A 20,872-nucleotide genomic window follows, 5' to 3' on the forward strand; every position below is an offset into this window, starting at 1 on the left:
ACCTTTTGTAGATACCTATGCACTTAAAAAATTACTTCTTCTTACGTTTCAAACGCTTCTTCGCCTGTTCAGCAGCGACTCGGTCTAGTACATCTTTTAGCTCTTCATCGCTGAAAGTAGTGATGTGTTGCAACATTTGTAGCGTGACATCATCTAGTACCAAGTTGGCATATTGCGCAACGTTTTGAAAGTTCTCATCAAACACAATCGCGTTGTCTGAGTTGGTGCTGATATAACCCTGTTGCGTGAGCACTTTAATAAAGCTCTGGAACAAGGCTTTATCAAAGAATTCAGGTGAATTGAACTCATATAGGACAGACAAACGCTGACCCACCAAATGACTGAGTTCTTCAACTTGACGTGCTGAAATGTTCCCAGAACCACGTTGTGTAATCAGCGCAAGTGTCATGTAGTACCGCTCAAGACTCTGCATAACTGGTGCTGCCAATACCACTAACTGGTTATGATTTTCGCTGTTTGGAGCAGGAGAAATCAAGTGGCCTTCGGCATCTTCAGAAATCAGTTTGGCTTGAATCAAACCATCTACATAGGCACAGATTTGATCTTTGAGTTCAGCATCTTCCCATTTTAAGAACAGTTCTGCTTTTAAGAATGGATACAGCGTGCGAATTACATTGATTAAATCACCACGGCCAATGGTTCCATTATGTTCAACCAAAGCGGCAACGAGTGATGGCAAGACAAAGGCATGCAAAATGTTATTACGGAAGTAGGTCAGCAGTACTGCTTGATTGTCCGCAATCGCAATAATGTCACCCAGTACGTGATTGACACGTTTGATCAGTTTCAGCTTTAGGCCATAAGCAATGATTTCTTTACCCGATAATGGCGTGACCAAGAGGCGCTCATCATAAGGAAGTGTCGTCAACAATTTGCGATAGGTATCGAGCTGTTTAATACAGATTTCTTCATCAAGGGTATGCTTTTCAGTGGCCAGCAGAACCAAAGACAAGAGTGAAACAGGATTCACCACAGCCGCACGGTTAATATTTTCTAAAATTGCATGTGCTGAACTGTTGACTGCATCAGAGACTTCTTGCGGAATTGGATCATCATTTTTAGCAATTTGTACATTCTCAGCGCCATGCTTTTTCAGCATGTCATCGAGGAAAACAGGCTCGCCAAAGTTGAGATGGACTTTTCCGAAAATACGTTCAATTTTGCGTAAGGTTTGCAGAATCCCAAAGACAGACTCGGCTTCTTTTGGTTTACCGTTCATCTCGCCGACGTAGGTTGCACCTTCCATCAATCGTTCATAGCCAATATAGGTCGGAACAAAGACAATCGGTTTGGCACGCCCACGCAAGTGACTGTGCACCGTCATGGCTAACATACCTGTCTTTGGTGGTAGCAGACGACCTGTACGTGAACGACCACCTTCGATGAAGTATTCCAAAGGCGTGTTACGCGACAAAATGCTATATAGGTATTCTTTAAAGACCGAAGTGTAGAGCGCGTTACCGCGGAAAGTACGGCGAATAAAGAATGCACCGCCACCACGTAAAATTTGCCCAACAAATGGCATATTCAGGTTATCGCCCGCAGCAATATAAGGCACCATCAAACCACGGTTATACACCACATAAGACAGCAGTAAATAGTCGATATGGCTACGGTGACATGGGGTATACACAATTTCGTAGTCTTTAGCCAGCTCACGGACCGTATTGAAGTTATGAACCTCAACCCCGTCATAGAGCTGCGTCCATAATCGTGCCAGCGCCATTTCCGCAAAACGGATGGTTGAATGTGAGTAGTCCGATACGATTTCATTGACATAACCAATGGCACGACGTTCAGCATCCAACATGCTAATTTTGCCGCGGATACTTTCGCGGCGAATCGCATCTTGTACATCATTGGCTTTAATCAATGAATGCATCACGTTGCGACGGTCCGAAAGATCGGGACCGAGTACCGCTTCACGGTGTGCATCGAGCTGATTATTTAAGGTATTTAGAATGTAGGTCGCAGGGGATAAATTCGGATAGGTGGTTTTTGCAAAGTCAACCAAAGCACGTAAAGACTGACTTTCATGAAACTCTAAAAATGACTGACGACCATGTAAACCGATATTCATCAGCTGTTTCACCGTACTTGGAGTTGCCCAAGTGTCGGTAAATAACAATTTAAACCAAGAGTCTTCTTTATCTGGTGAACGTCCCCACAGTACCGTCACAGGTACCAGTTCCACGTCTAAATCGGGTTGTTGTTCTAAAGCTTCAACGAGACGTAATAAGCGCGGTGGAAAGGTGTGTGGTGAAGGGTTAAGTAAATTATTTTCATCGTTATGCTGTAAAAACACGATCGATGCTTTTTCTTGATGTGTCCCCACGACCAAAGGATCGAGTGCAGGAGCAAGCTTTAAACGACGTGTTTCACCATCCACCAACAGCGCATTACTGCGTGAGTGATTTTGAAGCACATAACAGACAATTTTTTTGGGATGGCCTGAAGCTGCTGGGTCAGCATCTGTTGCTGTCGGTTCTGTTGGAACCTCACCCAATACATGTGGGGTTACTATGAGGTCAAGAAGCTTACTTGAAAGCTTTCTATACATTTGACCAAAGCCACTTTTGGACATATACACTCCTGCTTAAATGACCAATCCCGCAGTTTGTCTGAAGGGGTATTTATTTTGTGTAATTGTAAACATAAACCGTATGTCATTTCCTGACAAATTTGTTTTATATGGTGAATTTTATCGTTAAAAATCGTATTTTTAGTGGGAAATAACGAAAAAAACTTATGACAACTCAGTCAAGTAATCTATAGGGTTTTAGTCTGAATTTATGGCAAAATAGATTTTAATATCGATATCACACCTCATCACTTTACAGAAAAATCTGGTCTCTCACCATTAAGTAGGTTGCTTATGAATGCCTTAACCCAAGAGTTGGTTGAATTACTGAGCCTCGAAAAAATTGAGGAAAATATCTTTCGTGGACAAAGCCGTAATTTGGTTGGGAAGCGTGTTTTTGGCGGACAAGTCTTAGGTCAGGCCCTACGTGCGGCGTCATATACGACGGATCGTCCAGCTCATTCTTTACATGCATACTTTTTATTTGGTGGCGATGTGAACGCGCCGATTATCTATGAAGTTGATCGAATTCGTGATGGCCGTAGTTTTGTCAGTCGCCAAGTGCGTGCTATTCAGCATGGTAAAACCATCTTTATGTGCATGGTGTCTTTTGCTGACAATGAAGAAGGGCTGAATTACCAAATCGGTGAGCCTGAGTATCCAGCACCAGAGTCTTTAAAGTCTGAGGCTGAACTGAAAAAAATGATGGTGGAATTTGTGCCTGAAAATGTGCGTGCAAGTTTCATGCGGGATCGTCATGTGGAAATTCGTCCCATCAATCCACAGAACCCGTATCAACCGCAGCCTGAAGCACCTGTGTATGCGCACTATATTCGCACGCATGACCGCATTGCAGCAGAAGTGGATGAAATTTCGTTGCATCAGTCAATTGCAGCATTCTATTCAGATTTCACTTTAATGACCACGGCACTGCGCCCACATGGTTTAAGTTATCTTTCGCCAAGTTTGCAGTGTGCGAGTATCGACCATGCTATGTATTTCCATAAACCCTTTCGTGTAGATGACTGGATGCTGTATGACATGGACGCCACAGTCAGTGCCAGTTCACGTGGTTTAAACTTTGGACGAATGTGGCAAAACGGTGAGTTGGTGTGTAGTACCACTCAAGAAGGTTTGATTCGGCTCCGTGAAATCGAAGCCCAATAAAGCCTAAGTACAGAAAAAGCTGAGTGATATGACTCAGCTTTTTTTATGACCGACTTTATGACTGAAAGGTGGTCAGAGCAGAGCTAGAAGTTGAGCTTGAATTGTAATGGTCTCATCTTTTGGGGAGAGGTATATGGGGAAATGTGCAGTACTTGTGACAAAAAAATGCTCGATTCTCACCTGTTCACATGGCATAGTTTCCCAAAGAAATCTTTGAAAAGCATGAAGCTATGAGCTTAAACACGCAAATTCTAATTGCAGCGATCTTTGGGGTCATCTTCGGATTTGTTCTCAATCTTTTCCCGGGTACCGTTTTTTTAGAGATGAGTTTGTATGGAATCGGGGTGGTCAGCAGTATTTTTATTGGTCTGTTAAAAATGCTATTGATTCCCCTCATTTTTAGCTCAATTGTGGTGGGAGTATCCAACTTGCAAGCGGGCGGACAGCTCTCCCGTGTTTGGAAAATTACGGTGGCATGCTGTGTCACCACCACGACTTTGGCCTTGATATTGGGTTTAAGCTGCGCGCATTTATTTGAAGTCGGCAAAGGTGTCGATATCGCCATGTTCCAAGACGCCATGGCCGCTCATCAAACTCCAGATACGCTCACCCCATCTTCGTTCTTCACCAACTTTATTCAAAATACGCTGATTAATCCCTTCAAAGCCTTTGCCGAAGGCAATGTTTTAGCGGTAGTGGTTTTTGCGTTGTTCATAGGTGTGGCACTCGTCAAGGGCGGCGAAAAATTCCGTACCGTACGTAAGCTGAGTCAACAGTTCTTTGACATCATGATGTTGATGATTGGTTGGGTGATGAAGCTAGCCCCGCTAGGAATTTTTGCCTTACTTGCTAAGTTGATTGCCACTGAAGACATTTCTGTATTGAGTCGTTTGGCAGAGTTTGCGGCTGTGGTAACGGGCACTACCATTTTTCATGGTCTGGTGGTTTTGCCGCTATTACTGTGGATTTTTGGCAAGATGAACCCGATGACCTTTTTTAAAGGCACGCGTGTGGCATTGATTACGGCTTTTGCCACCAGTTCAAGCTCGGCAACTATGCCTTTATCCCTCAAGTGTGCGCAAGAAAATCTTGGTGTACGTCCGCAAACGGCAGGCTTTGTGATTCCGTTGGGGACGCAGCTCAATATGGATGGTACTGCGCTGTATGAGGCAGCGGCGGCTTTGTTTATTGCCAACTTGATGGGACTCGATTTGACCTTGAGTCAGCAGCTGGTGGTGTGTCTGACGGCGATGATTGCTTCTTTAGGTGCTCCAGGGATTCCGAGTGCAGGCATGGTCACTATGATTATGGTATTGCAGTCTGTCGGGCTTCCTGCTGAAGCGATTGCGATTTTATTACCGATTGATCGCTTACTGGATACCGTGCGTACTGTGGTGAATGTACAAGGTGACATGATGATTAGTGTGGTGGTGGATCGACATACCCAGGATCTGGATGCACCTTTGCCCAATTTATCGAATCCGTCTTAAGTTTTGCTCTAAAATAAAAAAGCAGCTATTAAGCTGCTTTTTTTATTTTAGGATTTAAGCGACTTTGAGCATGGCACGTTTAGCCGCTGGGGATTGGTCTAAGTAGGCAATCGCATCTTCTGTTTTGGCTTCGTGTACAGGGTCATACCACGGCACTAAATAGCCAAATTGCTGTGAGATGAGCCATAACGGACTTGGTAAAACTTGATGATTCCGTTTAGAAATAGACAGCCACTCACGCCAAATCCAAGGTTTAAACAGACTGGGTTGAATCGACTTAAAGCGGTCATCTTGTTTCATAATATGAGCTGCACCATCGACCCATAAGCCCAGAACGGCAGCAATCACCACCAGACTCAAATAATAGCGCGCAATATAACCCCCGCCTAAATGTCGGTACAAATCAAATGCGACGGTACGGTGTTCAATTTCTTCTGCGCCGTGCCATTTGATCAAGTCTAACATCGCAGGGTCAGCGCCCATTTTCTCCCATTCGGTGTTGTCCAGTGCATATTTTCCAAGGACACAGGTCATGTGTTCCACCGTGGCAATAGTATCGAGTCGAAACAGATCCCACTGGTGCTCAAGTGCTTTAGGTACAGTGAGATCTAGTGGTTTATCGGCCAGTAATTTTCCAAATAAGAAATCCATCAACTCTAGATTACGGGAGACATCAATCTTTCTTTGGCTGAGATACTCTTTATTGGCTGAGTTGTGTGCCTGCGCATGCATGGCTTCTTGGCGAATAAAGGCTTGTACATCCTGCTTCAGTTTTTCATCGCTAATTTGCGGTAAGACTTTGTTATAAAGGCGGCAGAACCAGAACTCACCTGCGGGCAGAATCATATTAATTTCATTGATGAAATAGCTGGCAAAAGATTGGTTGGGAATCCAATCAATCGGACTGTCTTGCCACTCAAACTTAACTTTGCGGGGCTTAATGGTGTAGGCAATAGAGGAACGAATTTTGTTTTTTTTCAATCGAGACCATAATTTCATATGCTGACCTATTTTTATATGTGTTGAACTTTTTCACGAGCTGAATAAAGTCAGTATAAAAAAAAGTCCCCGATTGCGATTGGCAATAGGGGACACAGATACAGCAATAGATGATGCTTTTATGGGTTGGCGTTTAAAACTTAAGCCTCAGACTGTGGTTTGGTTTCCACATCGTCTTCAGCATCAAGATCCATAGAAGCTTCAGGATCTTCATCGAATTCGTCTGTATCCAGCTCATCGGCTGTCGCATCTGGAATGCTGCTTAAGTCAAAATGTTGAGCTTGATCTAAAGTAAAATTCAGTCGTCCGCCCATCACACTTGCCAGTTCTTCTAGGCCTTGTTTATTGAGAGAAGAGAACAATTGAATTGAGAAATCCAGTTTCATCTTTTTCAATTGGGCTTTAACTTCTTGCAATGCCTTAGAGGCAGGGCCACGGTTGAGTTTATCGGACTTGGTTAGCAGTACATGCACAAACAATTTACGTGAATACGCCCATTCCAACATCATCACGTCAAAGTGCTGTAGCGGATGACGAATATCCATCAACAAGACTAAGCCTTGTAAGCTTTTACGCTGAATCAGGTAATTTTCTAACTCTTTTTGCCACACGATTTTCATTGCTTCAGGCACGGCTGCATAACCATAACCAGGTAAGTCGACGAGACGTTGGTCAGGATTACCCAGACTGAAAAAGTTAATCATCTGCGTACGACCCGGTCTTTTCGAGGCACGAGCCAATTGCTTTTGGTTGGTTAAGGCATTGATCGCACTGGACTTACCTGCATTTGAACGACCCGCAAAGGCAATTTCATAGCCTGTATCTTCCACACACAGATTGAGCTTCGGAGCACTCATTAAAAACTCTGCTTTACGCAGCCAGTTGAGAGCGCGCACAGCATATTCAGTAACTGCAGAATCTACCTTTTTTTCATAGCTAATTTTTTGCTTTGGGGCAGCAGCAATTTTACTGTTTTTGGATTTTCCTCGGCTGTGGTGCATAACTCAACTTCAATTTATGATCTACAATCAGCCATTATAATGGAAGTCGAGCAGGCAATCGACCTTTGCAGCGTAAAGTCCGCAATCTTGTCTATAAAAGACCTTAATCAGCAAGATTGATCAGATTAATCGGCGAATGGGTCGTGAACTTATTCTGAGCCTCAGTACCTAGTACATCCGCTAAGGTATATTGGTCTAAGCTGTGATAGAACTGATCCAACGCTTGATCTAAGATCCCTTTGAGTCCGCAATTCGAACGGAGTACGCAAGGCGGGGTGTTACATTCCACAATGTTCTGATCCGCTTGCAAGATCCGTACAATCTCGCCCAGTCTTAAATGTAGGGTTTCTGGATTGAGTCGAATCCCACCGCCACGACCGCGTGCAGTAATAATCCACTGCTGTTTCGCCATAAAGTGTACGATTTTCATCAAGTGGTTTTCAGACACTTGTAGTGCTTGCGCCAGTTCTGCAATGGTATGCGGCAGCGCTTTCGGCTGTGAAACATACATCAGAATTCGCAAAGCATAATCGGTAAATTTATTGAGCTGCATGAGGGTACTGATCGTTGATAAGCAAAAAAAACAAAGGGCTAGTCTAGCATAACCTGACTAACCCTCTCTATTTTATGCTGATGGCATGGGTTAGTGGTGAACACCACCTGTGCCAAAAGCTTCACTGTGAATATTTTCAGCAGGAACACCACGGGCAATCAGGGCTTTTTGTTGTTCTGCCATAAATGGCATTGGGCCGCATAAGTAGTAGTCTGCTTGAACAGGTAAAATTGCGCTATCAATGGTACTCAAATCAAGGCGACCCTTCGCATCATAATCTTGACCCAAAACATCACTTTGATGTGGGAACTCATATGCAGTAAAGGTGCTTAAGCGTGGGTATTTGGCTTTTAAGTCATGAATATGTTGTTTCATGGCATGCACTTGTTTGCTGCGGCAGGCGTGTACAAAAGTCACAGGTTCTGGCATATCTAAAGTCACCAACTGATTTAGCATCGCCACCATTGGCGTGAGGCCTACACCACCACTAATAAAGACATTACGTTTGTTTGGGTCAATCAGGTAGAAGTTACCTGTTGGTGCAGACACTTCAATTTCAGCACCTTCGGCTAAACCATGCAGGGTATTTGACACCCAGCCGCCTGCCAAATCGCCTTTTTCATCTTCGCGTTTGACCGAGATACGTAAATAGTCAGCTTGAGGGCTGGTTGAAAGGGTGTATTGGCGAGGTTGTTTTAGACCAAGTTCCTCAACAAATACACGTACTGAAATGTACTGACCTGCTTCATATTTTGGTAAATCACCACCGTCCACAGGGGCAAGATAGAAAGAAGTTATTTCATCGCTTTCAACCACTTTTTTCGCGATTTTAAAGTTGCGCCAGCCTAACCAGCTCCCTTTGGTTTGTTGATGTTGCTCATAAATCGCTTTTTCAGTGCTAATGAATAAATCAGCCAATTGACCATACGCTGTAGCCCAAGCATCAATCAATGGATCTTCCATTGAAATACTTAAAACTTCACTAATCGAATGGAGGAGGTTTTCCCCAACAATGTTGTAGTCAGGTGCTTGAATATTCAAGCTGACATGTTTGTGGGCAATCAGCTCAACCACAGGGAGTAATACTGAAGGATCTTCAATGTTTTCTGCATAGGCCAACACAGCACCCGCCAAAGCTTGGGCTTGAGCACCACTGCGTTGATGCCCCATATTAAAGGTTTCTTTTAAATTAGGATTGTTGCCTAACATGCGGTTATAAAAATAACCCGTGAGTGCGACACCATTTTCACGAAGGACAGGAACAGTTGCTTTTACAAGTTCAATTTGCTGCGGAGTCATGTTTGATCTCTCTTGGCTATCATTTATAAGATGTATTTAAAATATACCTTTAAAGATGCAATGTAAATACATCTTTTAAAGAAAAGCTTAATTTTTTTATGGAATATAATAATATCCCATAAATTTTGATTTTTAGATTTAAAAAGTAGATCACTTACGCCCAAACAAAGAGCCGAGTAAACCACGGACGATTTTTTGTCCTGTACTGCCCCCAAGGCTACGTGCGGCACTTTTAGCAAAGGTTCCGACCGTGTCTTGAATTAGCTTCTCACGCTGTTTCGCTTCACGTTCAGCTTCTTTCTGCTGTTCTTTTGCGATACGCTCTTGCTCACGTGCTTGTTGCTTAGCCAGTGTTTCAGCTTCTTTGGCCTGCTGTTTTGCGAGCAGCTCCTGTTCTTTGGCTTGTTGTTTCTCTTGCTCTATCTGTACCGCTTGTTGTTGGCGTTCAACCACTTTATTTTGTAGAAGTTCAAAAGCACTTTCACGGTCTAGGCGTTTTTCATAAATGCCTGCCACGATACTTTGTGAAATCAAGGCTTGACGTTGCTCTGGGCTAATGGGACTGAAAGACGAGTAGGGTGGCATCACCCATGCACGCTCTACGACTTGCGGCGTGCCTTGTTCATCTAGGCAACTAATCAAAGCTTCACCCACAGCTAGCTCGGTGATGGCTTGCTCAACTTTAAATTCAGGATTGGCACGGAAGGTGTCTGCAGCTGTTTTAACTGCTTTTTGATCTTTCGGGGTAAAGGCACGTAAGGCATGTTGTACGCGATTGCCGAGCTGCCCTAATACGCTTTCAGGCAAATCCAGTGGATTTTGCGTGACAAAGTAAATACCCACCCCCTTGGAGCGGATCAGGCGCACCACTTGTTCAATTTTTTCTTGCAGCGCTGCACTGGCATTGTCAAATAGCAAATGCGCTTCATCAAAGAAGAACACCAGCTTGGGCTTATCCATATCGCCAACCTCAGGTAGCTGTTCAAAGAGTTCAGAGAGCATCCAGAGCAGAAAAGTGGCATAGAGCTTTGGGGTATTCATGAGCTTGTCTGCGGCTAAGATATTGATATAGCCATGACCATTACTGTCGGTCTGAATAAAGTCGAGAATATTTAAACTGGGCTCCCCGAAGAATTGATCACCACCTTGATCGGCCAGTGCTAATAAATTCCGTTGAATCGCGCCAAGGCTGGCAGGAGATAGGTTGCCATATTCGGCTTTAAACTCTGCGGCATGTTCACTGACATAACCAATCATGGCTTTTAAGTCTTTAAAGTCGATCAGTAACATGCCTTGATCATCTGCAATACGAAATACCGCAGAAAGTACCCCTTCTTGGGTGTCATTTAAATTCAGCATACGTGCCAGCAACAGCGGACCAATTTCGGTAATCGTGGTACGAATAGGATGACCTTGTTCAGCAAATAAATCCCAAAACACCACGGGTGATGCAGCAAAGGGAATGCTGTCGATGCCTAAACTTTTAATCCGTTCATCAAATTTTGGGTTGGATGCGCCTGCCTGCGCTAAGCTGGAAACATCACCTTTGGCATCGGCTAAAAATACGGGCACCCCGAGTCTGGAAAAACTTTCAGCCAACACCTTCAGGGTTACGGTTTTACCTGTCCCTGTTGCCCCTGCAATTAAGCCATGACGGTTGGCAAACTTCGAGTGTAGAACAACATCTTGTTGGGTATTCGTGGTTTTCTTGGCAATGATGATCGGGGTGCTCATACTTCTTCCTATTCAATTTTTTTGTGATGGTTATTCAGTTGTTTTAGTGCGTTTTCTATATCTTGAATTAAATCGGCAGGATGTTCTAGTCCTATACAAAAGCGAACCAATAAACCTTGTTGTAAATGTGTATGCTCAAGTGCACGCATGTCTTTGAGGTCATACAGCATCACCAAACTCACAGGACCGCCCCAACTAAAGCCGAGTTTGAAGAGTGATAGGGCATCACAAAACTGACGAATATCTTGCAGATCAAACTCAGGTTTGAAAATGACACTGACTAAACCTGCACTGTGTTGATCGACACAAATGTCTTTCCAATATGAATGACCCGCAGCACTCGAGTCAGCAGGGTGTAAGACCTGCACAAATTCAGGTTGTTGTTCTAGCCATGCCAGTAGCTGTAGCGCACTTTCAGACTGTGCGGAATACCGAATGCGCATTGACGCTAGACTGCGTTGGACTTGAGCAACATCATCCCCAGAGACGCTAATGCCTTGAATGGCATGCGTGCGAAAGAGTTGATGATGTAAAGCTCGCTCGCGTGTCACGACTGAGCCCATTAAAATATCTCCGCCACCACTTGGGTACTTGGTCAAAGCATGTACCGTCACATCTACACTTAAGTGCTCATCACTAAAATCAAAAGCATTAAAGGCAAGACCTGCGCCCCACGTATTGTCTAAAGCAGTGAGCACATGATGCGTTTGTGCCTTTTTCACCAGTCCGACCAAATCTGGAAACTCCAGTGTGACCGAGCCTGCGGCTTCTAGCCAAATCAGTTTTGCTTTTTCCGTTGGTTGGAAAGAGGACACATCAATAGGGTTATAAACACGAACATCAATGCCGTAGCGTTTTTCTAGATTACGAAGATGCTCCATGTTTGGCCCGTAAATATTATCTGCCACCCAAACTTCATCACCATGACTTAAAAAACATGAGTTCACTAGGTTGATGGCAGATAAACCACTTGCTGCCAATAAGCAGTAGGTTCCACCCTCAATTTGTGCAATGTTATCGCCCAGTGTAAATGTGCTGGGGGTGCCATGGGTGCCATAACTATAGTCATAGTCATCGGTCCAATGGCGATTAAACAGTGCATCTGTATCTTTAAAAATAATCGTCGATGCACGATACAGGGGAGGTTGGACTGTTGAAATGTACTGAGGCGCTTGTCTTGGTGCATGAACTAGGGCTGTTTGCGGGTTTTTTTTCACGAATCGACTCATCATAAAGCGCTAAATTGTTTTTAGCTTAAGAGAAAGTTTCTAAATAGGCGAGAAAATTGAACAAATGTGAATAAAGGTAAGCAAAATAAAAAGTTGGCTTCAATTTTGCTAAATCATCTATAAGGATAGTAAAAAGAAGGCATAAGCGCATGACGTCGCATTTAAAAGTACATTATTTTCAGCATATTGCTGGTGAAGGGTTCGGCAGTTGCTATACATATTTAAAACAACAAGGTGCTGTAATTAGTGCAACAGAGTTTTTTGCTTTACCTATAGATCAAGCCTTAGAGATAGAAGCTTTACCGAGTGTTGAGGATGTCGACTTACTGATTATTATGGGTGGTACCATGAGTGTGAATGATGAAGTGAATTTTCCATGGTTAAAGATCGAGAAGCGTTGGTTAAGACGTTACTTGGCCGCAGGAAAACCCGCGATTGGTTTATGCTTGGGTGGGCAATTGATTGCCAATGCGCTCGGTGCCGCGGTCAGTCGCAATGAACAACAGGAGTTGGGTTGGGCGACAGTACGCAAAATCCAGCACGTCCCAACAGAATGCTTTGAGTTGCCTGAACAGTTTAATGTGATGCAATGGCATAGCGAGACCTTTGAAATTCCAAAAGGTGCTGTACATTTGGCTGAAAATACAGTCTGTCGCAATCAAATGTACCAAATTGGAAAGAATGTATTGGGTTTTCAATTTCACCCAGAGATCGTGCCAGAAACCTTAGCACTTTTTTTAGAAAATGATGACGAGCTGAATAAGTTTTCGGGGCAATACGTGGCAACTGAAACCGAATTGAAAAAATCGCCTAAATTAAATTTTATTGAGGGAAATCAAATTCTTAATAGTGCAATTGATTATGTGTTGCGGCAAACAGTCTATTGATGCTTTTTTAAGCTACTGATAATCCAAACAAATTGAATATATTGTAAAAAATCAAAAATGGATTTGCTTATGCATTAAACAATGGCTATAATGAGCGACCCTTTAATGAAAGGGGGTTAACTGCGAATAAAGTAGTTAACATCGTGACAGTCGTGGCATCGATCATGACCTTAGTGATATTTCACTGCTCTTGACACTTACCTTTTAGTGGGGTGAGATGCGTCAGGAGTGATTCTTTATATATTTGGCTTGGAGTTTACTGGTATGTCTAACCAGAGAATTCGTATCCGTTTGAAGTCTTTTGATCACCGTTTAATTGATCAATCAGCTCAAGAAATCGTAGAAACAGCAAAACGTACTGGCGCACAAGTTTGTGGTCCAATTCCAATGCCTACACGCATTGAACGTTTTAACGTTTTAACATCACCACACGTTAACAAAGATGCGCGTGACCAATACGAGATCCGCACTTATAAACGTTTGATCGACATCGTTCAACCTACAGACAAAACTGTAGATGCATTGATGAAGTTAGATCTTGCAGCTGGTGTTGATGTTCAGATCGCATTGGGTTAAGGCTTTCGGGTTGATTAACGCTCTAAGTTAATTAGGCCGCTTTTTTAGAGGTTTATGCACATGGCTATTGGTTTAGTCGGTCGCAAGTGCGGTATGACACGTATCTTTACAGATGCTGGTGTTTCTGTGCCTGTTACAGTGATTGAGGTTGATCCTAACCGCATCACTCAAATCAAAACGCTTGAAACTGATGGTTATCAAGCGATTCAAATCACTACTGGTGAACGTCGCGAATCTCGCGTAACTAACGCTCAGAAAGGTCACTTCGCGAAAGCGGGTGTTGCTGCTGGTCGTCTAGTTCAAGAATTCCGTGCAACAGAAGCTGATCTTGAAGGTCGTGAAGTTGGTGGAACTATCGGTGTAGACATGTTCACAGTTGGTCAAGTTGTTGACGTAACTGGTCAGTCGAAAGGTAAAGGTTTCCAAGGTGGTGTTAAGCGTTGGAACTTCCGTACGCAAGATGCTACTCACGGTAACTCACTATCTCACCGTGTTCTGGGTTCTACAGGTCAAAACCAGACTCCTGGTCGCGTGTTCAAAGGCAAAAAAATGGCTGGCCATTTAGGTGCTGAGCGCGTAACTGTACAGGGTCTAGAAATTGTATCTATCGACGCAGAACGTTCAGTTTTAGTAGTGAAAGGTGCGATTCCTGGCGCTACTGGTGGTGACGTAACTGTTCGTCCTACGATCAAGGCCTGAGGGGAAATAACGTGAATTTAAATACTGTTTCCGGCTCTGCTGTTGAATTATCAGAAGTTGCGTTCGGTCGTGAATTCAATGAAGCTCTTGTACACCAGGTTGTTACAGCTTATTTAGCTGGTGGCCGTCAAGGTTCAAAAGCTCAGAAATCACGTGCAGACGTTTCTGGCGGTGGCAAAAAGCCATTCCGTCAAAAAGGTACTGGTCGCGCTCGTGCTGGTTCTATTCGTAGCCCAATCTGGGTAGGTGGTGGTAAAACTTTTGCTGCTCGCCCACAAGATTGGTCTCAAAAAGTTAACCGCAAAATGTATCGCGGTGCAATGCAATGTATCTTAGCTGAACTTGTTCGCCAAGATCGTCTTGTATTGGTTGAAGAGTTTGCTGTTGCTGCTCCAAAAACTAAAGAGTTGCTTGCAAAACTTAACGACTTGAATGCTACTCGTGCATTGATCGTTACAGAATCTGTAGATGAGAATCTATACCTTGCAGCGCGCAACATTCCACACGTTGATGTGGTTGATGCTGCTGCTATCGATCCTGTTAGCTTGATTGCGTTCGATAAAGTTGTTATGTCTGTAGCTGCTGCTAAGAAAATTGAGGTAGAACTCGGATGAACAACGAACGTATCTATCAAGTCCTACAAGGACCTGTATTCTCAGAAAAAGCACAAGTTTTAGGCGAAACTGCTGGTGTTCAAGTTTTCAAAGTTGCACTTGACGCAAACAAACTTGAAATTAAAAAAGCTGTTGAGCAATTGTTTGGTGTTCAGGTTGTTAAAGTTAACACAACGATCACTAAAGGTAAGACTAAACGCTTTGGTAAAACATTAGGACGTCGTTCTGATGTTAAAAAAGCATACGTCACCCTGAAAGCTGGCCAAGATGTTGAAATGGCTGACTTGGGCGATACCGCTGAAAGCGCAGCGGAATAAGGACGAGAATTATGCCAATTCAAAAATGTAAGCCAACGTCTCCTGGACGTCGCTTTGTAGAGAAAGTCGTTCACGACCATCTTCACAAAGGTGCGCCTTATGCTCCGTTGGTTGAAGCTAAAAAACGTACTGGTGGTCGTAATAACAACGGTCACATCACGACTCGTCACGTTGGTGGCGGTCACAAGCAGCACTACCGTCTAGTTGACTTTAAACGTAACAAAGATGGTATTCCTGCAACTGTAGAGCGTATTGAATACGATCCTAACCGTACAGCACACATTGCACTAGTATTGTATGCTGATGGTGAGCGTCGCTACATCATCGCGCCTAAAGGCCTTCGCGCTGGCGATAAAGTTCAATCTGGTAACGATGCTCCAATTCGTCCAGGTAACTGTTTACCGCTTCGCAACATGCCTATCGGTTCTACTCTTCACAACATCGAACTTAAAATCGGTAAAGGCGCGCAATTAGCTCGTTCTGCTGGTACTTCAGTTCAGTTGTTGGGTCGTGACGGTTCTTACGCTATCGTTCGTTTACGTTCTGGTGAAATGCGTAAAATTCACGTTGAGTGCCGTGCAGTTCTTGGTGAAGTTTCTAACCAAGAAAGCAACCTTCGTTCACTTGGTAAAGCAGGTGCAGCACGCTGGCGTGGCGTTCGTCCTACCGTTCGTGGTATGGCGATGAACCCAGTAGATCACCCGCACGGTGGTGGTGAAGGTCGTAGCAAAGGTATTCAACCTGTAAGCCCATGGGGTCAAAAAGCTAAAGGGTACAAGACACGTACCAATAAGCGTACGACTAAGATGATTATTCGCGACCGTCGCGTTAAGTAACAAGTAAAGGAATCTGACAATGCCTCGTTCTCTGAAAAAAGGCCCATTCGTCGATGCGCACTTGTTCGCTAAGGTTGAAGCGGCTATCGCGGCTAATAACCGTAAGCCGATCAAAACTTGGTCGCGTCGTTCGATGATCCTCCCAGATTTTGTTGGTTTAACAATTTCTGTACATAATGGCCGTAACCATGTTCCAGTGATCGTATCTGAACATATGGTTGGTCACAAACTTGGTGAATTCGCGCCAACTCGTACCTATCGTGGTCACGGTGTTGACAAGAAATCTAAACGTTAAGGTGCTATGATGGAAGTTACTGCTAAATTACGCGGTGCCGCTATCTCGGCACAAAAAACTCGTTTGGTTGCAGACCTAATCCGTGGCAAATCTGTTGCTCACGCGCTTAATATTCTCAACTTCAGCAACAAAAAAGCTGCAGTTTTGGTTAAAAAAGCATTGGAATCTGCAATTGCAAACGCTGAACATAATAACAGTTTAGATGTAGACGACCTTAAGGTTACTACGATTTACGTTGATGAAGGCACTAGCCTTAAACGTATTATGCCACGTGCTAAAGGCCGTGCAGATCGTATTACTAAGCGTACTTGTCACATTACCGTTAAGGTAGGGGTTTGATATGGGTCAGAAGGTTCATCCAATCGGTATCCGCCTTGGTGTTGTAAAACGTCATAACGCCAACTGGTATGCGAGTCCGAAACAATACGCTGAATACTTGCTTAAAGATCTTCAAGTTCGTGAGTTTTTAACTAAAAAACTTAAGAATGCAATGATCAGCAATATTCTTATCGAACGTCCTACGGGCGCTGCTAAAGTAACTATTAGCACTGCACGTCCTGGTATCGTGATCGGTAAAAAAGGCGAAGACATTGAGAAACTACAGCGTGAACTTACTCAAATTATGGGTATTCCAGCGCAAGTAAGTATCAATGAAATCGATCGCCCAGACTTAGACGCTCGTTTAGTTGCTGAAGCTATCGCTTCTCAATTAGAAAAACGTGTAATGTTCCGTCGTGCTATGAAGCGTGCGGTTCAAAACACAATGCGTGCTGGTGCTAAAGGTATCAAAGTTGAAGTGTCAGGCCGTTTAGGTGGTGCTGAGATTGCTCGTACTGAGTGGTATCGTGAAGGTCGCGTACCTTTGCATACACTTCGTGCAGACATCGATTATTCAACTATGCGTGCTGAAACGACTTACGGTACGATTGGTGTTAAAGTTTGGATCTTCCGTGGTGAGATCTTGGGTGGCATGAAACAAGTCATGAACCCAGCTCCAGCTGAAGAACGTCCAGCTAAACGCGGTCGTGGTCGTGGTGAAGGTCAAGAGCGTCGTGGTCGTCGCAATGATCGTTCTGCTGAAAAAGGAGAATAATCCATGTTACAACCTAAACGTACTAAATTCCGTAAAGTGCAGAAAGGCCGTAACACTGGTCTAGCTCACCGCGGTAGCTCGGTATCTTTTGGTACAATCGCACTTAAATCTGTTGAGCGTGGTCAAATGACTGCTCGTCAAATTGAAGCAGCGCGTCGTACAATCAGCCGTCGTATTAAACGTGGTGGTAAGATCTTTATCCGTGTTTTCCCAGATAAGCCAATTACTTCTAAGCCTCTTGAAGTGCGTATGGGTAAAGGTAAAGGTTCTGTGGAATACTGGGTTTGCCAAATCAAACCAGGTAAAGTCTTGTACGAAATTGATGGTGTTAACGAAGAATTGGCTCGCGAAGCGTTTACGCTTGCAGCTGCTAAACTTCCGTTTAAAACCACTATCGTGACTCGGACGGTAATGTAATGAAAACTAAAGATCTACGTGAAAAGTCGGTAGAAGAGTTGACAGCTTTGCTTGATGAGCAACAGCTTAACCAATTCCGTCTTCGTATGGCAAAAGCAACTGGTCAATTGGGTAAATCGCACGAAGTTGCACTTACTCGTAAGACAATTGCTCGTATTAAGACACTCCTTACCGAAAAACAGGGGAACGGACAATGAGTGAACAAACAGTTCGCACGTTAACCGGCAAAGTAGTAAGCGACAAAATGGACAAGTCTATTGTTGTACTTATCGAACGCCGCGTTCAACACCCGTTGTATGGCAAATCAATCCGCCGTTCAACTAAATTACATGCTCACGATGAGAACAACACAGCTAAAACTGGCGACGTTGTGACTATCAAAGAAAGCCGCCCAATTTCTAAAACTAAGTCTTGGACTCTAGTTGAAGTTGTTGAAGCTGCTGCTGAGTAATTAGACGTATCTGTTGCATCATCGGTTAATTTCGAGTACTCTTTGAGCCTTTCGAAATTGTGACCGGTGATGCTCGGTTTTGGAGTAGGGCAATGATTCAAACCGAAAGTATGCTAGACGTAGCAGACAATAGTGGTGCTCGCCGCGTACAATGTATTAAAGTACTTGGTGGTTCACACCGTCGTTATGCTTCTGTTGGCGACATTATTAAAGTTACTGTAAAAGAAGCTATTCCACGTGCACGTGTTAAAAAAGGTGACGTGATGAATGCTGTTGTGGTTCGTACAAAATTCGGTATCCGTCGTCCAGACGGTTCAGTGATTCGTTTCGACGATAACGCTGCTGTTATTTTGAACAACAACAAAGCGCCGATTGCAACTCGTATTTTCGGACCAGTGACTCGTGAACTTCGTACTGAACAGTTCATGAAAATTATTTCACTGGCTCCTGAAGTTCTATAAGAGGCAATCATGGCTAAGATTAAAAAAGGCGATCAAGTTATTGTGATCGCAGGTAAAGAAAAAGGCAAACAGGGTACTGTTCTGTCTGTTTCAAATGACCGTGTTATGGTTGAAGGCCTTAACTTGGTTAAGAAGCATCAAAAGCCGAACCGTGCAACAGGTGCTGAAGGCGCTGTAGTTACACAAGAAGCTTCGCTTCATATCTCTAACGTGGCAATTTTTAATGCTACAACCCAAAAGGCTGACCGTGTTGGTTACCAAGTGACTGAAGGCGTGAAAACTCGCGTTTACAAGTCAAATGGTGAATCAGTGGCGGTAGCGAAGTAATAGGTTGAAAAGGCAATGGCCAGACTTAAAACGCGTTACAACGACGAACTTAAGGCTCAATTACAAGAGACTTTAGCCGTTAAAAATGTGATGGATATTCCTCGCATTACTAAAATCACGATCAACATGGGTGTTGGCGCAGCTGCTGCTGACAAAAAACTCCTTGATGGTGCTCTTGCTGATATGCAAGCTATCGCTGGTCAAAAACCAGTTCTTACGTTAGCTCGCAAATCAATCGCTGGTTTCAAAATCCGTGATGGTTGGCCGATTGGTTGTAAAGTTACTTTACGCGGCGAACGTATGTACGAATTCTTAGACCGTCTAATCTCGATTGCGATCCCTCGTATCCGTGACTTCCGTGGTTTCTCTGCGAAATCATTTGACGGTCGCGGCAACTACTCAATGGGTCTTAAGGAACAAATCATGTTCCCTGAAATCGATTTTGATAAGATTGATCGTATTCGTGGTATGGATATTACCATCACTACGACTGCTCGCACCGATGACGAAGGCCGTGCGCTTATGCGTGCATTCGGCTTCCCGTTCAAATAAGAGGTCGATATGGCTAAGAAAAGTATGATTAATCGCGAATTGAAACGCGAAGCTACTGTTGCTAAATACGCTGCAAAACGTGCTGAATTAAAAGCTGTTATTGCAAACGTAAATGCTAGCGACGAAGAGCGTTTCGAAGCGATGATGAAATTCCAAGCATTACCACGTAATGCGTCTCCAGTACGTTTACGTAACCGTTGTGGTTTAACTGGTCGTCCTCATGGTTACTTCCGTAAGTTCGGTTTAAGCCGTAACAAATTACGCGATACAGTAATGCAAGGTGATGTACCGGGCGTTGTTAAGGCAAGCTGGTAAGGAGCGCTATAGATGAGTATGCAAGATACCGTTGCCGACATGTTAACTCGTGTTCGTAACGCGCAAATGGCAAAGAAACAAACCGTTTCTATGCCTAACTCTAAGTTGAAGGTTGCTATTGCAAACGTTCTTCAACAAGAAGGTTACATTTCAAACGTAGAAGTTGCTGATGCTGAAGGCAAAGCAACTCTTACTTTGACTTTAAAGTATTTCGAAGGCAAACCAGTTATCGAAACTGTGAAACGCGTAAGCCGTCCAGGTCTACGTCAGTATCGCGGTAAAGATGCACTTCCGAGCGTTAAGCAAGGTTTAGGTATTGCAATTGTTTCTACAAGCAAAGGCATCATGACTGATCGCGCTGCACGTGCTGCAGGTATCGGTGGTGAAGTTATTGCTTTTGTTTCTTAATAGGTGATTCCTCATGTCTCGTGTGGCTAAAGCCCCAGTAACTGTACCTAACGGTGTAACAGTTACTCAGAACGGCCGGCAGGTCGAAGTGAAAGGTAGCAAAGGTACTTTGTCTTTCACCCTGCATGCGCTGGTCGAGCTTAAACAGGAAGACGGTATTTTAGCGATTGCTCCAAAAGCTGAGTCGAAAGACGCTTGGATGCAAGCTGGTACTGCTCGCGCTGTGCTTAACAACCTTGTAAAAGGTGTGAGCGAAGGCTTCGAACGTAAGTTACAACTTATCGGTGTTGGTTATAAAGCTGCGGTTAAAGGTAATATTGTTAACCTTAACCTTGGTTTCTCTCACCCGATCGACTATACGCTTCCTGAAGGTGTAACTGCTGAAACTCCTACCGCAACTGAAATTGTTCTTAAATCTGCTGATAAAGCACGTTTAGGTCAGGTTGCTGCAGATATCCGTGGTTACCGTCCACCAGAGCCTTATAAAGGTAAAGGTGTTCGTTATTCTGACGAAGTTGTACTTCGTAAAGAAGCTAAGAAGAAATAAGGC

General features: G+C 43.8%; 26 protein-coding genes and 1 pseudogene. 20 read left to right on the forward strand and 7 right to left on the reverse strand.

The window, feature by feature from the left end; genetic code table 11:
* Positions 1-31: 31 nt before the first annotated feature.
* On the reverse strand, positions 32-2,605 hold the full coding sequence (plsB, locus tag AC4CUZ_RS05595) for a glycerol-3-phosphate 1-O-acyltransferase PlsB (RefSeq protein ID WP_490747361.1): 2,574 nt from the start codon (positions 2,603-2,605) through the stop codon (positions 32-34).
* Between the two features lie 291 nt (positions 2,606-2,896).
* Here plsB and AC4CUZ_RS05600 point away from each other — a divergent pair, with 291 nt between their 5' ends.
* Positions 2,897-3,769, forward strand: coding sequence for an acyl-CoA thioesterase (locus tag AC4CUZ_RS05600; RefSeq protein WP_395442551.1), 873 nt, complete (start codon positions 2,897-2,899; stop codon positions 3,767-3,769).
* A 230-nt stretch (positions 3,770-3,999) separates the two neighbouring features.
* On the forward strand, positions 4,000-5,259 hold the full coding sequence (locus AC4CUZ_RS05605; protein WP_279043855.1) for a dicarboxylate/amino acid:cation symporter: 1,260 nt from the start codon (positions 4,000-4,002) through the stop codon (positions 5,257-5,259).
* A 54-nt stretch (positions 5,260-5,313) separates the two neighbouring features.
* Here the strand turns inward: AC4CUZ_RS05605 and AC4CUZ_RS05610 are convergent, their stop codons facing one another.
* The 6 genes from AC4CUZ_RS05610 to AC4CUZ_RS05635 all read right to left on the reverse strand — a co-directional run bounded on the left by AC4CUZ_RS05610 (position 5,314) and on the right by AC4CUZ_RS05635 (position 12,062).
* Positions 5,314-6,258, reverse strand: a complete 945-nt coding sequence (locus AC4CUZ_RS05610; protein WP_490747362.1) for a metal-dependent hydrolase — start codon at positions 6,256-6,258, stop codon at positions 5,314-5,316.
* Between the two features lie 140 nt (positions 6,259-6,398).
* Entirely contained in the window at positions 6,399-7,259 is an 861-nt protein-coding gene (gene yihA / locus AC4CUZ_RS05615) for a ribosome biogenesis GTP-binding protein YihA/YsxC (RefSeq protein ID WP_238893544.1), read from the reverse strand.
* 103 nt (positions 7,260-7,362) lie between these two features.
* Positions 7,363-7,812 (reverse strand): RrF2 family transcriptional regulator, encoded by a 450-nt coding sequence (locus tag AC4CUZ_RS05620; RefSeq protein ID WP_078390010.1) that lies wholly within the window; start codon positions 7,810-7,812, stop codon positions 7,363-7,365.
* Between the two features lie 90 nt (positions 7,813-7,902).
* Entirely contained in the window at positions 7,903-9,111 is a 1,209-nt protein-coding gene (gene hmpA / locus AC4CUZ_RS05625; protein WP_178895970.1) for an NO-inducible flavohemoprotein, read from the reverse strand.
* A 150-nt stretch (positions 9,112-9,261) separates the two neighbouring features.
* Positions 9,262-10,845, reverse strand: a complete 1,584-nt coding sequence (locus AC4CUZ_RS05630) for a helicase HerA-like domain-containing protein (protein WP_201706816.1) — start codon at positions 10,843-10,845, stop codon at positions 9,262-9,264.
* An 8-nt stretch (positions 10,846-10,853) separates the two neighbouring features.
* Positions 10,854-12,062, reverse strand: coding sequence for a PLP-dependent transferase (locus tag AC4CUZ_RS05635; RefSeq protein WP_490747363.1), 1,209 nt, complete (start codon positions 12,060-12,062; stop codon positions 10,854-10,856).
* 161 nt (positions 12,063-12,223) lie between these two features.
* On the opposite strand from AC4CUZ_RS05635, the gene AC4CUZ_RS05640 reads away from it, so the two are divergent.
* From AC4CUZ_RS05640 to rplF, 18 genes and pseudogenes are all read left to right on the forward strand, one after another.
* The gene (locus AC4CUZ_RS05640) at positions 12,224-12,961 is read left to right on the forward strand and encodes a type 1 glutamine amidotransferase (protein ID WP_078390007.1); all 738 of its coding nucleotides are present in this window, start codon (positions 12,224-12,226) and stop codon (positions 12,959-12,961) included.
* A 264-nt stretch (positions 12,962-13,225) separates the two neighbouring features.
* Positions 13,226-13,537 (forward strand): 30S ribosomal protein S10, encoded by a 312-nt coding sequence (rpsJ, locus tag AC4CUZ_RS05645; RefSeq protein ID WP_000070912.1) that lies wholly within the window; start codon positions 13,226-13,228, stop codon positions 13,535-13,537.
* A gap of 60 nt (positions 13,538-13,597) precedes the next feature.
* Positions 13,598-14,236, forward strand: a complete 639-nt coding sequence (gene rplC, locus AC4CUZ_RS05650) for a 50S ribosomal protein L3 (RefSeq protein ID WP_004691328.1) — start codon at positions 13,598-13,600, stop codon at positions 14,234-14,236.
* Between the two features lie 11 nt (positions 14,237-14,247).
* Positions 14,248-14,850 (forward strand): 50S ribosomal protein L4, encoded by a 603-nt coding sequence (gene rplD, locus AC4CUZ_RS05655; RefSeq protein WP_004691326.1) that lies wholly within the window; start codon positions 14,248-14,250, stop codon positions 14,848-14,850.
* Entirely contained in the window at positions 14,847-15,167 is a 321-nt protein-coding gene (gene rplW / locus AC4CUZ_RS05660) for a 50S ribosomal protein L23 (protein ID WP_004691323.1), read from the forward strand. Before rplD ends, rplW begins: the two co-directional genes overlap by 4 nt.
* An 11-nt stretch (positions 15,168-15,178) precedes the next feature.
* Positions 15,179-16,003 (forward strand): 50S ribosomal protein L2, encoded by an 825-nt coding sequence (gene rplB / locus AC4CUZ_RS05665; RefSeq protein WP_004691322.1) that lies wholly within the window; start codon positions 15,179-15,181, stop codon positions 16,001-16,003.
* Between the two features lie 19 nt (positions 16,004-16,022).
* Complete coding sequence (gene rpsS, locus AC4CUZ_RS05670) at positions 16,023-16,298, forward strand: 30S ribosomal protein S19 (RefSeq protein WP_004281508.1); 276 nt, start codon at positions 16,023-16,025, stop codon at positions 16,296-16,298.
* A gap of 9 nt (positions 16,299-16,307) precedes the next feature.
* Entirely contained in the window at positions 16,308-16,637 is a 330-nt protein-coding gene (rplV, locus tag AC4CUZ_RS05675) for a 50S ribosomal protein L22 (RefSeq protein ID WP_004691320.1), read from the forward strand.
* Between the two features lies 1 nt (position 16,638).
* A pseudogene (rpsC, locus tag AC4CUZ_RS05680) lies at positions 16,639-17,455 on the forward strand (30S ribosomal protein S3).
* Positions 17,395-17,808 carry a 50S ribosomal protein L16 gene (gene rplP / locus AC4CUZ_RS05685; RefSeq protein WP_004691317.1) on the forward strand — a complete coding sequence of 138 codons (414 nt, stop codon included), beginning with the start codon at positions 17,395-17,397 and terminating at the stop codon, positions 17,806-17,808. The pseudogene rpsC and the gene rplP overlap by 61 nt, the downstream one beginning before the upstream one ends.
* Entirely contained in the window at positions 17,808-18,005 is a 198-nt protein-coding gene (rpmC, locus tag AC4CUZ_RS05690) for a 50S ribosomal protein L29 (protein WP_004650482.1), read from the forward strand. Before rplP ends, rpmC begins: the two co-directional genes overlap by 1 nt.
* Entirely contained in the window at positions 18,002-18,259 is a 258-nt protein-coding gene (gene rpsQ, locus AC4CUZ_RS05695) for a 30S ribosomal protein S17 (RefSeq protein ID WP_004691314.1), read from the forward strand. The genes rpmC and rpsQ overlap by 4 nt, the downstream gene beginning before the upstream one ends.
* A 92-nt stretch (positions 18,260-18,351) precedes the next feature.
* Entirely contained in the window at positions 18,352-18,720 is a 369-nt protein-coding gene (rplN, locus tag AC4CUZ_RS05700) for a 50S ribosomal protein L14 (protein WP_004657680.1), read from the forward strand.
* Between the two features lie 9 nt (positions 18,721-18,729).
* Entirely contained in the window at positions 18,730-19,047 is a 318-nt protein-coding gene (rplX, locus tag AC4CUZ_RS05705; protein ID WP_004691313.1) for a 50S ribosomal protein L24, read from the forward strand.
* 15 nt (positions 19,048-19,062) lie between these two features.
* Positions 19,063-19,599 carry a 50S ribosomal protein L5 gene (gene rplE, locus AC4CUZ_RS05710; protein ID WP_004691311.1) on the forward strand — a complete coding sequence of 179 codons (537 nt, stop codon included), beginning with the start codon at positions 19,063-19,065 and terminating at the stop codon, positions 19,597-19,599.
* A gap of 9 nt (positions 19,600-19,608) precedes the next feature.
* Positions 19,609-19,914, forward strand: a complete 306-nt coding sequence (rpsN, locus tag AC4CUZ_RS05715) for a 30S ribosomal protein S14 (protein WP_004691309.1) — start codon at positions 19,609-19,611, stop codon at positions 19,912-19,914.
* 12 nt (positions 19,915-19,926) lie between these two features.
* A complete protein-coding gene (gene rpsH, locus AC4CUZ_RS05720) occupies positions 19,927-20,322 on the forward strand; it encodes a 30S ribosomal protein S8 (RefSeq protein WP_004691308.1) in 396 nt (131 codons plus the stop codon).
* 13 nt (positions 20,323-20,335) lie between these two features.
* Positions 20,336-20,869 (forward strand): 50S ribosomal protein L6, encoded by a 534-nt coding sequence (rplF, locus tag AC4CUZ_RS05725; protein WP_004691306.1) that lies wholly within the window; start codon positions 20,336-20,338, stop codon positions 20,867-20,869.
* The last annotated feature ends 3 nt before the right edge of the window (positions 20,870-20,872 follow it).

Source organism: Acinetobacter sp. 789_lipA (genome assembly GCF_058242845.1).

Bases quoted from the DNA above. Each gene is read 5' to 3' on its own strand.
- rpsQ (WP_004691314.1), top strand. From the start codon at position 18,002: ATGAGTGAACAAACAGTTCGCACGTTAACCGGCAAAGTAGTAAGCGAC.
- rplP (WP_004691317.1), top strand. From the start codon at position 17,395: ATGTTACAACCTAAACGTACTAAATTCCGTAAAGTGCAGAAAGGCCGT.
- AC4CUZ_RS05605 (WP_279043855.1), top strand. From the start codon at position 4,000: ATGAGCTTAAACACGCAAATTCTAATTGCAGCGATCTTTGGGGTCATC.
- plsB (WP_490747361.1), bottom strand. From the start codon at position 2,605: ATGTCCAAAAGTGGCTTTGGTCAAATGTATAGAAAGCTTTCAAGTAAG.
- rpsS (WP_004281508.1), top strand. From the start codon at position 16,023: ATGCCTCGTTCTCTGAAAAAAGGCCCATTCGTCGATGCGCACTTGTTC.
- AC4CUZ_RS05620 (WP_078390010.1), bottom strand. From the start codon at position 7,812: ATGCAGCTCAATAAATTTACCGATTATGCTTTGCGAATTCTGATGTAT.
- rplX (WP_004691313.1), top strand. From the start codon at position 18,730: ATGGCTAAGATTAAAAAAGGCGATCAAGTTATTGTGATCGCAGGTAAA.
- rplW (WP_004691323.1), top strand. From the start codon at position 14,847: ATGAACAACGAACGTATCTATCAAGTCCTACAAGGACCTGTATTCTCA.
- rplV (WP_004691320.1), top strand. From the start codon at position 16,308: ATGGAAGTTACTGCTAAATTACGCGGTGCCGCTATCTCGGCACAAAAA.
- rplF (WP_004691306.1), top strand. From the start codon at position 20,336: ATGTCTCGTGTGGCTAAAGCCCCAGTAACTGTACCTAACGGTGTAACA.
- rplE (WP_004691311.1), top strand. From the start codon at position 19,063: ATGGCCAGACTTAAAACGCGTTACAACGACGAACTTAAGGCTCAATTA.
- rpsH (WP_004691308.1), top strand. From the start codon at position 19,927: ATGAGTATGCAAGATACCGTTGCCGACATGTTAACTCGTGTTCGTAAC.
- yihA (WP_238893544.1), bottom strand. From the start codon at position 7,259: ATGCACCACAGCCGAGGAAAATCCAAAAACAGTAAAATTGCTGCTGCC.
- rpsN (WP_004691309.1), top strand. From the start codon at position 19,609: ATGGCTAAGAAAAGTATGATTAATCGCGAATTGAAACGCGAAGCTACT.
- rplC (WP_004691328.1), top strand. From the start codon at position 13,598: ATGGCTATTGGTTTAGTCGGTCGCAAGTGCGGTATGACACGTATCTTT.
- AC4CUZ_RS05610 (WP_490747362.1), bottom strand. From the start codon at position 6,258: ATGAAATTATGGTCTCGATTGAAAAAAAACAAAATTCGTTCCTCTATT.
- AC4CUZ_RS05640 (WP_078390007.1), top strand. From the start codon at position 12,224: ATGACGTCGCATTTAAAAGTACATTATTTTCAGCATATTGCTGGTGAA.
- rplN (WP_004657680.1), top strand. From the start codon at position 18,352: ATGATTCAAACCGAAAGTATGCTAGACGTAGCAGACAATAGTGGTGCT.
- hmpA (WP_178895970.1), bottom strand. From the start codon at position 9,111: ATGACTCCGCAGCAAATTGAACTTGTAAAAGCAACTGTTCCTGTCCTT.
- rplB (WP_004691322.1), top strand. From the start codon at position 15,179: ATGCCAATTCAAAAATGTAAGCCAACGTCTCCTGGACGTCGCTTTGTA.
- rpsJ (WP_000070912.1), top strand. From the start codon at position 13,226: ATGTCTAACCAGAGAATTCGTATCCGTTTGAAGTCTTTTGATCACCGT.
- AC4CUZ_RS05600 (WP_395442551.1), top strand. From the start codon at position 2,897: ATGAATGCCTTAACCCAAGAGTTGGTTGAATTACTGAGCCTCGAAAAA.
- rpmC (WP_004650482.1), top strand. From the start codon at position 17,808: ATGAAAACTAAAGATCTACGTGAAAAGTCGGTAGAAGAGTTGACAGCT.
- AC4CUZ_RS05630 (WP_201706816.1), bottom strand. From the start codon at position 10,845: ATGAGCACCCCGATCATCATTGCCAAGAAAACCACGAATACCCAACAA.